Here is a 14,614-nt window from a genome sequence, read left to right as displayed (position 1 = left end):
ACGTGAGCGGGAGCACGCTTCATTGATTTGGTGTTGGAGGAAGGGCTCGGCTATTCTCTTCTCTTGTCGCCACCGGCTCCACGGGGCTGGGGGTGATACCCATTGGGGTATGGTGTAATTGGCAACACAGCTGATTCTGGTTCAGCCATTCTAGGTTCGAGTCCTGGTACCCCAGCGATCGCAAGTTCAGCTTGCGACAAGGCCCCCATCGTCTAGCGGCCTAGGACGACGCCCTCTCACGGCGTTAACACCGGTTCAAATCCGGTTGGGGGTACGGAACCGGTTCGCCGGTAACACTGATCCTGAGATTCTGATCCTGAAATCACGTTCTTAGGAATCAAGGCCCCCATCGTCTAGCGGCCTAGGACGACGCCCTCTCACGGCGTTAACACCGGTTCAAATCCGGTTGGGGGTACGAATGAAGCGGAAGCCCAGTTGGGCTTCCGCTTCTCTTGTTTCTCGTCGGGCTGTCTGGTGCTTGGCCTTCGGTTGCCAGTCCACAAGTCGAACGCTATGCCGTGGATCCTTGAAGAAACCCCAGGTCAAAGTATGAATCGTCCGACTTGCGTGCGCCTAATGTCCGACTTGTGGGCGGCGCTGAGCCCGGCGGGGGCTTTGCAGGGGCCGCAGGGGTGGGTTGTGAGGCTGCGCCGAACCCACTGGCTCAGCGCTTGAAATCAAGAGGGGCCTACAGATCCGAGTCTTCGACGCTGCGCAGGAAATCGGAAAGCCGATTCGCCGCGGCGACGACCGAGGGACCATGCTGGCGACCGGGCTGGCGGCCCATGCGCTCAATTGGGCCCGAAATCGACAATGCAGCAAGAACACGACCGGATGGGCCGCGCACAGGGGCGGACACGGAGGCGACCCCGGGTTCGCGCTCTCCGACGGACTGCGCCCAGCCGCGGCGTCGAACCTGTGAGAGCATCGTCGCGTTGAAGGACGCTCCATACAGGCCCCGGTGCAGGCGATCAGGCTCCTCCCAGGCGAGAAGCACCTGAGCCGCAGAACCGGCAGCCATCGAAAGGGTTGCACCGACTGGGATCGAGTCGCGAAGCCCCATCTCACGTTCCGAAGCGGCGACGCACACCCGGTAGTCGCCCTGACGGCGGAAGAGCTGCGAAGACTCCTTCGTGTGGTCGCGCAGCGCCTGGAGCACGGGCATAGAAGCAGCAAGAAGACGATCCTCGCCTGCCGAAGAGGCGAGCTCTTGGAGGCGCGGGCCCAGAACGAAGCGTCCCTGCATGTCTCGGGCGACCATGCGGTGATACTCGAGGGCCACCGCAAGACGGTGGGCGGTCGGGCGTGCCAAACCTGTCGCGGAAACCAGTTGGGCCAAGGTGGCGGGACCTGCCTCCAGGGCGCCGAGAACCAGCGCCGCCTTGTCCAGAACACCGACTCCGCTCGTTGTCGAGTCCTCCATGCTTCACAGTCTGCCATCTCAAACGGTGAGACTTCAAATCTTCGAATGGTGGAACGGCAGACGATGAATATCAATGGGGAAGAATGAATCGCACCCGACGACTCCACTTCCCCTACTCGCAGTTCTTCGCGCACGACGCGTGGACCAAGCGCGAAATGCCCGGACCAAGGAGGAAGCGTGACCGGCACAATGGCAGAGAAGGTGTGGCGCGACCACATCGTGAAGCAGGGCGAGGGCGGTGCCCCCGACCTGCTCTACATCGACCTCCACCTTGTCCACGAGGTGACGAGCCCCCAAGCCTTCGAAGGGCTCAGGCTCGCAGGCCGCAAGGTCCGCCGCCCGGAGTTGACGATCGCCACCGAGGACCACAACACTCCGACCCTCGACATCGACCTGCCGATCGCCGATGAGACGAGCCGCCTGCAGATCAATACCCTTCGCGAGAACGCGAAGGAATTCGGGATCCGCCTGCACTCCCTCGGCGACGCCGACCAGGGAATCGTGCACGTCGTCGGCCCGCAGCTCGGACTGACCCAGCCCGGCATGACGATCGTCTGCGGCGACTCGCACACCTCCACACACGGCGCCTTCGGAGCCCTCGCTTTCGGCATTGGGACCAGCCAGGTTGAACACGTCCTCGCGACCCAGACCCTGCCACTCGCCCCCTTCAAGACGATGGCGATCACCGTGAACGGTTCCCTGCCTCAAGGGTCGACCGCGAAAGACATCATCCTTGCCGTCATCGCGAAGATCGGAACCGGTGGGGGCCAGGGTTACGTCCTCGAATACCGGGGACAAGCGATCCGTGAACTCTCCATGGAGGGGCGCATGACGGTGTGCAATATGTCGATCGAGGCCGGTGCCCGAGCCGGAATGGTCGCCCCCGACGAAACGACCTTCGAATACCTCAAAGACCGTCCGCACGCACCCGAGGGCGAGGAATGGGAGCGCGCCGTCGAATACTGGAAGACCCTTCCCTCCGATGAGGACGCCGTCTTCGACGCCGAGGTCATCCTCGAAGCGGTCGACATCGAACCCTTCGTCACCTGGGGCACCAACCCAGGCCAAGGTGTTCCCCTCTCCTCGAAGGTGCCTGACCCCAAGGACTTCAGTGATGAATCACAGCGTCTCGCCGCCGAAAGGGCCCTGGAATACATGGATTTGAAAGTCGGCACTGCGATGCGCGATATCCGCATCGACACGGTCTTCCTCGGCTCGTGCACGAATGGGCGCATCGAGGACCTGCGGGCCGCAGCGGCCATTATCAAGGGACGCAAGAAAGCCGACTCCATCCGAATGCTCGTCGTGCCCGGTTCCGCCCGAGTCCGCCTGCAGGCCGAAGCCGAAGGACTCGACAGGGTCTTCACGGAGTTCGGAGCCGAATGGCGTAATGCGGGCTGTTCGATGTGCCTGGGAATGAACCCCGACACGCTCAGCCCCGGCGAACGCTCCGCCTCGACCTCGAACCGTAACTTCGAGGGCCGACAGGGCAAGGGCGGGCGCACCCACCTCGTGTCGCCACTGGTCGCCGCCGCCACAGCGGTGCGCGGAACCTTGTCGAGCCCGGCGGACCTCTAAGACTGGCGCGGAAGGAGAACACTCATGGACAAGTTCACGACTCACACCGGCATCGGAGTCCCGCTCCGCCGTTCGAACGTCGACACCGACCAGATCATCCCCGCGGTCTACCTCAAGCGCATTACCCGCACGGGCTTCGAAGATGCGCTCTTCGCTGCCTGGAGGAACGACCCGAACTTCGTCCTCAATCAAGACGCCTACCGCTCGGGCTCCGTCCTCATCGCAGGCCCCGACTTCGGGACCGGTTCTTCTCGTGAGCACGCGGTCTGGGCCCTGAAGGACTATGGCTTCCGCGTCGTCCTCTCCCCGAAGTTCGCGGACATCTTCCGTGGCAACGCGGGCAAGCAGGGTCTTGTCGCCGGGGTCATCACCCAGGAGGACGGCGATTCCCTGTGGAAAGTCCTCGAGAACGAACCGGGCACCGAAGTGACAGTGTCCCTTGAGGCTAAGACCGTCACCGCAGGTCCCGTCACCGCGTCCTTCGAGATCGACGACTATGCGCGCTGGTGCCTCTTGGAGGGCCTCGACGACATCGCCTTGACCCTTCGCGACGAGGACGCGATCTGCGCCTACGAAGCAAAACGTCCTGACTTCAAACCGACAACGCTTCCGGCGAAGTACTTGCCAAAAGAAGAGGTCGTCTCCGCGCGTCCTGTGAATCTTGGTGTGCCGAGTCTTCACGCAAGTGGAGGAAGGGGAGGCTCTTGTGGCGGGAGACTCTGCGTATAAGCCGAGTCTTCACGCAAGTGGAGGAAGGACCTGCTGCTCGGTCAAACGCGAGTGAAAGACGAGGATGAAGGCCCTGAATAGGCGCACATGTGGGGGAGTGAACGTCCCGAGGTGAGCGCTCGAAGCGCGTCCTGTCCTAGAGTTGTGCACAGTTCTAAAGGACAGATCGAGGAGACGATGACCATGCCCTCCGTGCTGCGCGTTGAAGGCGGCTACCCCCTCCAGGGAACCATCACAGTCCGTGGGGCCAAGAACTTCGTCCCGAAGGCGATGGTTGCGGCCCTTCTCGGCGATGGCCTCTCTCAACTGTCCAACGTCCCCCTCATCCGTGATGTCGACGTCGTCTCTGATCTTCTGCGCCTGCACGGCGTTGAGGTGAACTTCGACCAGACATCCGGCGTGATGACGCTCGACCCGAGGAATGTGAAGATCGCTTCGCGTTCGGATATTGACTCCCTTGGCGGGGCATCGCGCATTCCGATCCTCTTTTGCGGACCTCTGCTCCACCAGCTCGGGGAGGCTTTCATCCCCGAGCTGGGGGGCTGTAATATCGGCGGTCGCCCGATCGACTTCCACCTTGACACTTTGCGCCGTTTCGGCGCGGTCGTGGAGAAGCGCCCTGATGGTGTACGTATCCGCAAACCCGCTGAAGGACTTCGCGGTGCCCTGATCGAGCTTCCCTTCCCCTCCGTTGGCGCGACCGAGCAGACCCTCCTCACTGCTGTTCGCGTTGAGGGCATCACGATTTTGAAGGGTGCTGCCGTTGAGCCGGAGATCATGGATCTCATTAACGTTTTGCAGAAGATGGGTGCGATCATCTCGGTCGACACCGATCGGACGATCCGCATTGAAGGGGTCTCGACTCTTCACGGATACCGCCACAATGCCCTTCCCGATCGGATTGAAGCCGCATCCTGGGGGGCTGCGGCCCTCGCGACTCGCGGCGATATTTATGTGCGCGGCGCCCACCAGCCCGATATGACGACTTTCCTCAACACCTACCGCAAGGTTGGTGGTGCCTTCGATATTGACTCCGAGGGGATCCGCTTCTACCACCCGGGCGGTGAGCTCAACTCGATCGCTCTCGAAACTGCGGTGCACCCGGGCTTCATGACCGACTGGCAGCAGCCCCTCGTTGTTGCCCTCACGCAGGCGAGGGGTCTGTCGATCGTTCACGAAACCGTGTACGAGAATCGTTTCGGCTTCACTAAGGCCCTGCGCAAGATGGGTGCGAATATCCAGGTCTACCGCGAATGCTTGGGTGGCACGCCCTGCCGTTTCGGGCAGCGCAACTTCTTCCACTCTGCGGTGATCTCCGGTCCGACGCCTTTGCACGCCGCAGACATCACGGTCCCGGATTTGCGCGGCGGATTCTCCCATCTCATCGCGGCGCTCGCCGCCGAGGGAACATCCACGGTCTCCGGCATTGACGTCATCTCCCGGGGCTATGAGCATTTCACGACGAAGCTCAAGCAGCTGGATGCTCGCGTCGGATACCTCGACGCATGAGCGCCATCCGTCACGAAGACAAGCCCGAGGAGCGCATTTCGAGTCCTGTGCGTCAAGAGGGCAGGAGCATCCACGTCCTCGTCTCTTCCATGTCCGCAGGAGGACGCTCCGTCGCAGTCGGCCCCAATGTTGTGCGCGCCCTTCGCGCCGGAGGGTGGTCCGTGCGCGTATCTGTGACGACTGCGAGTGATGATCCCGTGGCCCTGGCGGCCGCATCCGAAACCTCAGTCGTCGCAGGACTAGGTGGAGACGGTTTCCTTTCGGCCATCGCCCGTGGATGCCACGAAGCGGGCCTGCCCTTCGCGCCGATCCCCGGCGGACGCGGGAACGACTTATGTCGGGCCCTCGGCATCGGTCACGACCCGATGCAACGCGCCCGCTCACTGGCCGAACTCGGTTTTCGCTCATCACAATCGGATCAGGAACTGGTCTCTCGCCTCAAGCCCCTCGATGGGATGTGGGTGAAGAGCGAGGACGGGCGCAAGATCCTCGTCCTGGGATTGGTTTCCTTGGGTTTGGATGCGAGGGCGAATATCCTCGCGAACGACTCCTTCCTCACCTCTGGGCCCCTCGCTTACGGCTACGGGGCTTTTGGCGCACTCGCCTCTTATCGTCCCTCAAGGATTCTCGCGAAGGTCGACGGAATCGAACGCGAATTCAAGGGGTGGATCACCTCGGTGTCGAACTCGGGTTGTTTTGGCGGAGGTATCCGCCTCGTGCCCGAATCCGACCTACACGATGGGCGGATCGAGCTGTGCCACGTTGGGGCCCTTCCTCTTCGGCAAGCGGTCCCGGTGCTCGCAGGTGTGGTCGTGGGGCGAGCCGAAGGACACGAGGTCATTGAGGTTGAACGTATTAAAGAAGTGGAGATCCTCGAGCCTCGTGGCATGACCGCGATGGCCGACGGCGATCGAGTTGCCGACATCCCCTTCACGGTGATCGGCGCGCCCCATGCGGTGGACGTTCTCGTCTGAGCGGCGCTCCTCGCTAGACTCAAAGTCATGACGAGTTCAATCACGGGTTTCTATCGCTTCGCTCAAGCCGTTTTGACGCCGATCATGACTCCTTGGGTGAAGATCAGGGCCACGGGAACTGAGAACATTCCAGAAAAGGGTCCCTATCTGCTCGTGTTCAACCACTTGTCGGATGTGGATCCGCTGTGCGTCTGCTGGTATTTCATGAAACGGGGTGTCCCCGTGCGTTTCCTTGCGAAGAAGTCCATGTTCGGCGTTCCCGTTTTCGGCAAGATCATTCATGGCATGGGATTGATCCCCGTTGATCGGGAGAAGAACCCATCCCAGGCCCTCCTTCCTGCGACCCGGGCCTTGAACAGTGGCGAGGTCGTGTGCATTTGGCCTGAGGGGACTCACACCCAAGAACCGGATATGTGGCCGATGTCCTTCAAGACGGGTGCCGCTCGCCTCGCACTCGACACGGGTGTGCCCGTCATCCCGGTTGCACAGTGGGGGCCGCAGGACATTATGGATCGTTTCGCCTCAATGCCCAATATGCGCCCTGGCCAGAAGGTCTCCTACACCTTCATGCCCCCTGTGAAGATGGACGATCTCATCTCGGAAGCCGGCTCGAAGGACCACGAGGCCGTCGAAGAACTCACCACGCGGATCCGCGATGCCGTTACTGCGGGTGTTGAGGACCTTCGCGGGGCGAAAGCCCCGGAGCGGATCTGGAAGGCCTACACGAAGGCCGGCCCCTGGTGGGAAGACGAACAAAAGCAGAAGGCGAAGAAAGCGAAGAAGGCCGCGAAGAGGAAGAAGAGCTGAGCCACTCGGATCCTGGGGCGGCTTGGCTCTTGAGGTTGGCCCGCACTGGGGGGTGCCTTGAATTCAGGCTCCCCTTCTCCCAGAGCTCCACCTCAGCGCTTCACTTTTGAATGTCAATGACCATTCGAGTCGGGTTGTCCAAGAAGCCGATCTGGAACTTCCTCGCCTGGTCCATGCCGATCACGATATGCGTCGTGTCTTCGAAGGTCCCATCCTCGCGAACATCAAGGGGCCCGAGCTCAAGATTGCGCTCGCCCGCGTAATACTCGGCGTTGAGTTCATCGCTTGAGGGCATCGCTGTGCCCGTGATCGCGAGGTCGAGGAATGCGTCACCTGCGACAGGAAGCGGCCGACCTCGGCCCTGTTCGACAGGAGCATCCGTCCAGGATTGGAAGTATCCGGGGACGCCTTCGCCGCTGAATTCGACGACGACCCGGTAAAAGCTCTCGTGATCGCCTAGGCGTAGATCATGGAAGACCATGGGCGCCTCGCCCACCTGAGCCATGAGAGGCTCAAGGGAAGTAACCCACTGCTCGCCGTTGATCGCTGAGAGGGCTTGGGTTTCTGCGGGGTCTTGAGTGGAGGGAAGAGCCGAGGACTGGGAAGAGGACTGCGCGTGAGGTGCAGGGGTGCTGTGAGCGGATTGAGGAGCCTGCGAGGAGAACTGCTCGCCTGGAGTCGCCTGGCAAGCTCCGAGGACGAGCAGCGAAGCAATGAGAAGCGGGGCAGAGATGAAAGGACGAGACACTACTGACTCCTTGAGCACTGTGAGGCGAGGACTACAGGTAGGCTCTCACATATGAGTGATGAACGTGCCTTCTCGCGCGCCACAGTCCTGGGCACTGGAGCCTGGGGAACGACTTTCGCGCAGATTCTCGCCGATACGGGACTAGAGGTCTCGATGTGGGGCCGCAACGCGGACGTCGTGGAGTTCATCAATTCCGGTGAGAACGCGAGCTACCTGCCAGGAATCGAACTATCGGAGAGGATCAGCGCGACGAGCGACATCGCTCAGGCCGTCGAAGGCTCGCAGATGATCGTCGTGGCCGTGCCGGTCGCTGCGGTCCGTCCCACCCTCGAGTCCGCTCGCGACCAACTCGCTGAGGATGCGGTCTTCCTTTCTCTTGCCAAGGGCCTCGAACTCGAGAGCCTTTTACGCGTGGACGAGATCATCGCTCAAGCGAGTGGAGCCGATGAATCGAGGATCGCCATCCTCTCCGGCCCCAATCTTTCGCGCGAGATCGCCGAGCACAACCCCACGGCAACCGTCATCGCCTCGACGAATCTTGAGCTTGCGAGTTCCCTCGCGAAAAGCTGCCACACCTCCTACTTCCGTCCCTATGTGTCGACCGATGTCATCGGCTCAGAGATCGCGGGAGCTGCGAAGAATGTCATCGCCGTTGCGATCGGCGCCGCAGAAGGCATGGGCTTTGGCGTGAACACGAGGGCGACCCTCATCACCCGAGGTCTTGCGGAAATCACTCGCCTGGGAACTGCGCTGGGCGCGGACCCCCAGACTTTTGCTGGGCTCGCGGGAGTGGGGGATCTCATGGCGACCTGCTCCTCGCGCCTGTCACGCAACTTCTCTTTCGGCCACCGGGTCGGTCAGGGGATGAGCGTCGAAGAGGCGATCGCCCTTTCTCCCGGCGTCGTTGAAGGTGCCCGTTCAGCAGAACCGATCCTCGCCCTCGCGAAGTCTTTGAACGTGGACGTGCCGATCATCAGTGCCGTCGTAGCGGTCGTCCGAGATGGGGCGTCCATCGAGCAGATGGGGCAGATGCTCCTCTCGCGTCCGCAGAAGATGGACGGATGGAGGATCGAACTCGTTTAGGCATGCTCCTTCGAGGCGATGCTTAACGCGGGTTGGCCCTGCTTGAAGTGGTGTGAACTGCGGTCTTGAGGGGACGGCGCTGACTTTGCTCTAAGGCGCGCGGCCTCTCGAGTGGGGGAGGAGACTTCCTGGGCGATACCCTGGTGCCCATGACTCAAACCTCCAAGCGTCGCGTCCTCATCGTGTTCGGCGGTCGTTCGGGCGAGCACGAGGTCTCGTGCGCGACGGCAGCCGGAATCCTCAAGGCCATTGATCGGACGAAATGGGATGTTCTTCCCGTCGGCATCACCCACGAGGGCGAATGGGTCCTCGTCGAAGACAAGCCCTCACTCTTGGAGTTTCGTGAGGGGCGCGGACAATCGGTTCAAGCGGGCGCCTCGAGAGTCGTCCTTGCTCCCGGCTCTGGTTCTCTCCTGGAAGTCACCTACGAGGGCGATCCCGCGTCCCCCGAATCGAAGGTTGCGAATGTGCGCGACTTGGGGCATGTGGATGTGGTTTTCCCGCTCCTGCACGGACCCTACGGTGAGGATGGAACAATCCAGGGCCTGTTCGAGATGGCGAATGTGCACTACGTCGGCTGCGGCGTCACCTCGAGCGCGATTTCAATGGACAAGCATCTGACGAAGACTGTCCTGGCAGCTGCGGGCATTGATGTCGGAACCTGGGAGCTCATCACCCCGATGGACTGGGAGGATGACCCTGAGGAGTGCGCGAGGCGCGTAGGGGAACTCGGCTACCCGGTGTTCGTTAAACCTTGCCGGGCGGGCTCCTCGATCGGCATTACCCGAGTCGATTCCCCTCAGGGTTTGGCGACGGCGATTAAGGAAGCGCAGAACTCGGATCCGCGTGTCATCGTGGAGGCGGCGATTTCGGGGCGCGAGATCGAATGCGGCGTCCTTGGGGGCACTGGAATGCGTCCGAGGACCGCTCCATTGGGTGAGATCGAGGTCCCTGAAGGCGAGTTTTACGACTACGAACTCAAGTACATCGACACCGAAGCGATCGGCCTGGTCTGCCCGGCGAAGGTTGCTCCCGAGTTCGAGGCGCAAATCCGTTGGACCGCAGCGAAAGCATTCGAAGCCCTCGAATGCGAGGGGCTTGCCCGGGTGGACTTCTTCCACGACGAGGAAGCGGGCACGGTCATCATTAACGAGGTCAACACAATGCCCGGTTTCACTCCGATCTCGATGTATCCGCAGATGTGGAAAGCGGCAGGAATGGGCTATGCGGCCCTGATCGACGAGCTTCTTGAGCAGGCTCTTGAGCGCGACCTCGGTCTTCGCTGAGCCCCTGGGGTCTGTGGGGCGCAGACTGAATGGGACCGAACTCATGGGACTTCGGCCCCGAAGGGACAGTCATCGCGTCCTCGGCGATGAGGAATGCCGGGTATCTTTGAACGTATGACAACGAAGCCAAAAGTTACTCTTGCAACTTCTTCCGCAATGCCGAATCTGTACCACGGCGAGGAAGGCCTACTCGACGCGCTCGCTGAACGCGGCTGCGACCCGAGCATCAAGATCTGGAATGACCCGGATGTTGATTGGACGGACGCTGGAACAGTCATTGTCCGTTCGGTGTCGGACTATCCTCTCCAGCGTCAGGCTTTCCTTGAGTGGACCAAGAAGGTCCCAAGGATCTTGAACCACCCGGATATTCTCGAGTGGAACACCCACAAGACCTACTTGCGTTCCCTTGAAAAGCGCGGTCTTCCCACGATCCCGACGGCGTGGCTGGAACCGGAGCAGAATCTGTCGAAGCATCAGATCCACACGCGCTTCCCGGCTTCCGGCGAGTTCATCGTCAAACCGGCGGTGTCTTCAGGCGTGCGGGACATTGGCCGGTACACGACCCTGTCGACGGCGCAGCGCCAGGCCGCTATTGCTCAGGTTCAGCAGCTCCTGGGCGCGGGACGTACTGTCATGCTTCAGCGTTATCTCGAAGAGATCGACACGCACGGTGAGATTTCGCTCGTGTTCTTCAATGGTCTGGTGTCCCACGCCGTTGAGAAGCGAGCGGTCCTCCACCCTGCGACGATCACCGAACCCACTATGCACGAGGCTGTGGTCACTGCGGAAGCCGCTGATCACATTGCATGGCAGTGGGGTGAGCAGATTCGCCGGGTCCTGCACTCTTATGTTCGTGAGCGCATTGGACGCGACGAGCAGTTCCTCTTCAACCGTGTTGACATTGTGCCCGATGATGAGGGGTCCTTCAGGGTGATGGAGGTGTCGCTCGTCGACGCCGACCTCTACCTTGCGGCAACTCCTGAAGCGCTCGACAACTTTGCTGACGCGATCTCCGTGCGCGCCCACTGGTGAGCGGGAGTCTGCCTGAGCGTGCCTGTTGAAATGAGTGCCCAGGCTTTTGAGGATCTCGTCGCTGATGCTCTTGAGGAGATCCCCGATGAGTTCTGGGATCGCCTGGACAATGTCGCGATCTTCGTTGAAGACGAGCCGCCTACTGATATGGAGCCCGATACTCTCGGCGTGTATGACGGCGTTGCTTTGACGCAACGATGTGATTATGCGGGTGTTCTGCCTGACAGGATCCTTGTGTTCCGCAAGCCGACTCTGGCGATGTGCGAAACGGAGGAGGAAGTCGCCAAAGAAGTCCGCATCACCGTGATCCACGAGGTCGGACACTATTTCGGAATCGATGACGAGGCCCTCCACGAGCTGGGTTGGGCCTAGGTGATGGAGGCCGGGCGGGGCGCGTTCCAACAGGGTGCGCCCCGTTTTCCTTGTCGAGGAGCGGGGGGACTAGTGACGTGCCGGATGCCACTTGCCCCTGATTCTCCTGGATTTCGCGTGGCGCGCATTTTTTGCTAGAGTTCCCTTCGTTGCGTGTGATGCGCATCGATGGTGGCTGTAGTTCAGTTGGTAGAGCACCTGGTTGTGGTCCAGGACGTCGCGGGTTCGAGTCCCGTCAGCCACCCCAGATAAGACCCCCGGAAGCCTGCATTCCGGGGGTCTTGCGTTGCACTCCTTGGGACGTGTTCTCCAATTGGATCGTCGGCTATGCGATCGGGTCCCACACGAAAAGGCGCTCCGCATCGCATGAGATGCGCCTGTTCAACGCCCTTTTTGTATGCCAGGCGACCTTGCTGGATGCATTGTGCGCAACCGTTCGGGAGTGGCCAGTTTCGGTCGAAGGGAACTCCACAAAGCTCTCATCCCTAGTGTCACCACAACCTGCACCAGAACTCCTCCGGTTCCGTATTACCGTCACAGCTGAAACTCGGTTAGGCTGTCCTCACTTTGTTGTGTGTCCTATTCTCCAGAACGAGGTTCCCCATGAAATTCCGTCGTCCATTCGCTGTGTCTGCGGTCACCGCCGCCACAGTGGTCGGAGGTGTCTTCCTCTCGTCCGCCACCGCGTTCGCTGCGGATCAGCCGCCCTTAGCGTGTACCGGTCTGGGATTCCAGTGTGCAGGTCCGAACTCCTTCGGCAGTCTCTCCGCCTCCTATACGACTGACCAGCCTGGACCTGACACAGTCTGGAGCACCCCGCAGGTCGGCCTACTAGACTCGCCGCCCGACGCCCTGGACGTCGACCCAAGCGCCACGGTCACGAGAACCTACGAGATCACCATCCCCTCTCAGGTTTCACCGACCTCGCCGCATAGGGTCTCGCTGCTTATTGAGAACGGCAACAGCTTGTTCGCCCACCCCGCGGACATGCGCTTCCACATCACTGATGCCTCGGGGAACGAACTGCCTGGCGGAACGTGCTCTCCCGAGGAACAAAAACTTCACCCGGGTGAGCAGACGACCGTGACCTGCACGGTCCCCGAAAGCGGAGCGCGGCTCACCGCGTTCCGTCGTGGGGATTTCGGAGGGGAGAACCTGGCCGCCTGGACCTTGGGCTCTCAGACGCAGCCCGCGCCGGCGGCCCCGGAAGCCCCTAGCGTTGAGCCTGTGGTCACTGCCGACGGCCTGGCCGTGACCGGGAAGGTGGACGGCGAGGGGACATGGCGAGCAAGCGTCTCTGTCACCCGTCAGGCCCCCGATGCCAACGGCAAGGAGGCCGTCTACACCCCGGAGATCACCGTGGACGACAAGCCCGTGGCGGCACCCTCCTTCCGCATCACCACCAAGGCCCCGGCCCCGGCCTCGAACGGATCATCCAGCGCCTCCACAGCACCCAGCGATGCGACTCCCCCCGCCGCGTCGGATGCCAATCCGACTAAGCCGGTGACCAAGAGCGCCAAGAACTCTGGGAGACTGGCCAGGACCGGTGCGATGAGCGTTGGCCCACTCGGTGCCGCACTCCTGCTGACCGCAGTCGGCACTGTGGCGTTGGCGTTCAAGCGCGGACGCCGCGTCTGAGCGAGCCTGCGCCACCCCCGAACAAGCGCCCCAGCCGCAACCACAGCCACCAGCACAAGCTGGTGAAAACCAGATGGAACACCCTCCATAAAACCCGGGGCTTGACGTTTTAGGGGCAAGCTCTGACGAGCCCCGTGTGCCACGGGCCGATAGGTGCACGAAAAGAGCTTGAGGAGCTGGCGCCTCTTCGAACACTGGATCATCGCCCCGCCGAGCTGTCGATCAAGTGCTTGGCAGCGGAATAGTGCGAGGTGGACACACTCCAGCGATCATTGAGGCGCTGCTCCTGAAGCATCGTCTATGAAGGCGGTGCTGAAGTAGACTCATTTGAAGGCTCTTGGCGGGGCATCCTGCTACGAAGGTCCAGCCTCGCAAGGGCGCCGAATCACATGTGGCGAGGTGCGAGAGCAATGACACCCACGTCTGAAACCCCCATCCCCGTGGGCATCGCATTGAGTGAGGTACAACGGGCTTCGCGCAATGCGAGACGATTCTGGAACCTCCTCTACGCTGTTGGCACCGCCACAGCTATGGCCTTGATAGTGGGGATACTCCTCGCCACTTTGGGGCACTCGGTTCAAGCGATCGTCACCGGGGTGGCCACACTCCTCGGAGGTGCTGGGAGCGCCTTCTTAGTGAAGATGAAGAACGATGCTGTGGAGGAGCTCGAGCGTGCCAAGAGCACACTGCTGGAGCATTGGAAGGAAGCGGGGACAACCCGTTCAACCACTCGAGGAGTCGGCGAGGGCATGGGTGACCTTGTTGAGAGCCTCATGTCCATCATCTAGCTCTGAGGAGGGCACTAGCCCTGGCGCGAGGGCCCTCGCCTCAATGCGGGACCTCCGCCGATATGGATCGCGCTTGTGCGTCTAAGAGAGGTACTTCGGATCGTGAATCGTGGGGAAGACAGTGTTGATCCGGGCTTGCCGCTCACCTGCCGCTGACTTGAATCGAGCCGCTGCCTTCCTCAAGACATCAGTGAGAAGCTTCGGAGCGCTCGTGCCACTCACATGGCTCAATCAGTGAAGACCGGGGGAGTAGCAGGCAAGAAGCACATTTGAAGTGAAAAGCCCCGGAATCTCGAGGACTCCGGGGCTTCCTGGAGCGGATGACGGGAATCGAACCCGCGTGATCTGCTTGGAAGGCAGAGGCTCTACCATTGAGCTACATCCGCAGCGCACGAAGCGTGCAGGCACAATCTTAACCGGCAAAGCGCTCGATTGCGAATTATCCGCCTCGGCCCCTTATGATCTAGGAAGCGAAGAGTTCGTACAGGCTCTGTCACGGGGTGTGGCGCAGTTTGGTAGCGCGCCTGCTTTGGGAGCAGGATGTCGCAGGTTCAAATCCTGTCACCCCGACTTCTCACAAGCCCCAGAACCTCATTTCCAGAGGTTCTGGGGCTTTCTCGCGTATCCGATGTGAATAGTCAGTGCAC

Annotated in this window: 13 protein-coding genes and 6 tRNA genes; 16 read left to right on the top strand and 3 right to left on the bottom strand. The window is 61.3% G+C overall.

Annotated elements, in window-relative coordinates; all coding sequences use genetic code 11:
* The first annotated feature begins 103 nt into the window (after positions 1 to 103).
* The 3 genes from FFA61_RS05845 (at position 104) to FFA61_RS05835 (ending at position 415) form a co-directional block, all read left to right on the top strand.
* Positions 104 to 175: transfer RNA gene (locus FFA61_RS05845), tRNA-Gln, on the top strand.
* A 26-nt stretch (positions 176 to 201) separates the two neighbouring features.
* Positions 202 to 274 (top strand) — tRNA-Glu (locus FFA61_RS05840).
* Between the two features lie 68 nt (positions 275 to 342).
* Positions 343 to 415: transfer RNA gene (locus FFA61_RS05835), tRNA-Glu, on the top strand.
* Positions 416 to 688: 273 nt separating this feature from the next.
* On the opposite strand, the gene FFA61_RS05830 is transcribed toward FFA61_RS05835, so the two are convergent.
* Entirely contained in the window at positions 689 to 1,423 is a 735-nt protein-coding gene (locus FFA61_RS05830; RefSeq protein WP_005964512.1) for an IclR family transcriptional regulator, read from the bottom strand.
* A 177-nt stretch (positions 1,424 to 1,600) separates the two neighbouring features.
* Here FFA61_RS05830 and leuC point away from each other — a divergent pair, with 177 nt between their 5' ends.
* The 5 genes from leuC to FFA61_RS05805 all read left to right on the top strand — a co-directional run bounded on the left by leuC (position 1,601) and on the right by FFA61_RS05805 (position 7,020).
* Positions 1,601 to 3,001 carry a 3-isopropylmalate dehydratase large subunit gene (leuC, locus tag FFA61_RS05825; RefSeq protein WP_005964509.1) on the top strand — a complete coding sequence of 467 codons (1,401 nt, stop codon included), beginning with the start codon at positions 1,601 to 1,603 and terminating at the stop codon, positions 2,999 to 3,001.
* A 24-nt stretch (positions 3,002 to 3,025) separates the two neighbouring features.
* On the top strand, positions 3,026 to 3,730 hold the full coding sequence (gene leuD / locus FFA61_RS05820; RefSeq protein WP_005964506.1) for a 3-isopropylmalate dehydratase small subunit: 705 nt from the start codon (positions 3,026 to 3,028) through the stop codon (positions 3,728 to 3,730).
* A gap of 183 nt (positions 3,731 to 3,913) precedes the next feature.
* Positions 3,914 to 5,239 (top strand): UDP-N-acetylglucosamine 1-carboxyvinyltransferase, encoded by a 1,326-nt coding sequence (gene murA / locus FFA61_RS05815; protein ID WP_040314369.1) that lies wholly within the window; start codon positions 3,914 to 3,916, stop codon positions 5,237 to 5,239.
* Positions 5,236 to 6,213, top strand: a complete 978-nt coding sequence (locus tag FFA61_RS05810; RefSeq protein ID WP_005964499.1) for a diacylglycerol/lipid kinase family protein — start codon at positions 5,236 to 5,238, stop codon at positions 6,211 to 6,213. Before murA ends, FFA61_RS05810 begins: the two co-directional genes overlap by 4 nt.
* A gap of 27 nt (positions 6,214 to 6,240) precedes the next feature.
* Positions 6,241 to 7,020, top strand: a complete 780-nt coding sequence (locus FFA61_RS05805) for a lysophospholipid acyltransferase family protein (protein ID WP_005964497.1) — start codon at positions 6,241 to 6,243, stop codon at positions 7,018 to 7,020.
* Between the two features lie 100 nt (positions 7,021 to 7,120).
* Here the strand turns inward: FFA61_RS05805 and FFA61_RS09415 are convergent, their stop codons facing one another.
* On the bottom strand, positions 7,121 to 7,768 hold the full coding sequence (locus FFA61_RS09415) for an AMIN-like domain-containing (lipo)protein (RefSeq protein WP_005964495.1): 648 nt from the start codon (positions 7,766 to 7,768) through the stop codon (positions 7,121 to 7,123).
* Between the two features lie 51 nt (positions 7,769 to 7,819).
* Here FFA61_RS09415 and FFA61_RS05795 point away from each other — a divergent pair, with 51 nt between their 5' ends.
* From FFA61_RS05795 to FFA61_RS05765, 7 genes are all read left to right on the top strand, one after another.
* The gene (locus FFA61_RS05795) at positions 7,820 to 8,851 is read left to right on the top strand and encodes an NAD(P)H-dependent glycerol-3-phosphate dehydrogenase (RefSeq protein WP_005964493.1); all 1,032 of its coding nucleotides are present in this window, start codon (positions 7,820 to 7,822) and stop codon (positions 8,849 to 8,851) included.
* A gap of 149 nt (positions 8,852 to 9,000) precedes the next feature.
* A complete protein-coding gene (locus tag FFA61_RS05790; RefSeq protein ID WP_005964491.1) occupies positions 9,001 to 10,137 on the top strand; it encodes a D-alanine--D-alanine ligase family protein in 1,137 nt (378 codons plus the stop codon).
* 114 nt (positions 10,138 to 10,251) lie between these two features.
* A complete protein-coding gene (locus FFA61_RS05785) occupies positions 10,252 to 11,169 on the top strand; it encodes an ATP-grasp domain-containing protein (protein WP_040314179.1) in 918 nt (305 codons plus the stop codon).
* Positions 11,170 to 11,187: 18 nt separating this feature from the next.
* A complete protein-coding gene (locus FFA61_RS05780; RefSeq protein ID WP_005964487.1) occupies positions 11,188 to 11,541 on the top strand; it encodes a metallopeptidase family protein in 354 nt (117 codons plus the stop codon).
* Between the two features lie 171 nt (positions 11,542 to 11,712).
* Positions 11,713 to 11,788 (top strand) — tRNA-His (locus tag FFA61_RS05775).
* 356 nt (positions 11,789 to 12,144) lie between these two features.
* Positions 12,145 to 13,179, top strand: a complete 1,035-nt coding sequence (locus FFA61_RS05770) for a hypothetical protein (RefSeq protein ID WP_005964484.1) — start codon at positions 12,145 to 12,147, stop codon at positions 13,177 to 13,179.
* 410 nt (positions 13,180 to 13,589) lie between these two features.
* Positions 13,590 to 13,967, top strand: a complete 378-nt coding sequence (locus FFA61_RS05765; RefSeq protein ID WP_005964481.1) for a TRADD-N-associated membrane domain-containing protein — start codon at positions 13,590 to 13,592, stop codon at positions 13,965 to 13,967.
* 312 nt (positions 13,968 to 14,279) lie between these two features.
* Here the strand turns inward: FFA61_RS05765 and FFA61_RS05760 are convergent.
* Positions 14,280 to 14,353: transfer RNA gene (locus FFA61_RS05760), tRNA-Gly, on the bottom strand.
* Between the two features lie 110 nt (positions 14,354 to 14,463).
* Between FFA61_RS05760 and FFA61_RS05755 the strand changes: the two genes are divergently transcribed.
* Positions 14,464 to 14,537, top strand: a tRNA-Pro gene (locus FFA61_RS05755).
* Positions 14,538 to 14,614: the final 77 nt, after the last annotated feature.

The organism is Schaalia cardiffensis F0333 (genome assembly GCF_005886435.1).
In the GTDB taxonomy this organism is placed as follows: domain Bacteria; phylum Actinomycetota; class Actinomycetes; order Actinomycetales; family Actinomycetaceae; genus Pauljensenia; species Pauljensenia cardiffensis.
The sequence above is the reverse complement of the archived record's forward strand: the minus strand, read 5'-3'. Positions and strand labels throughout refer to the sequence as shown.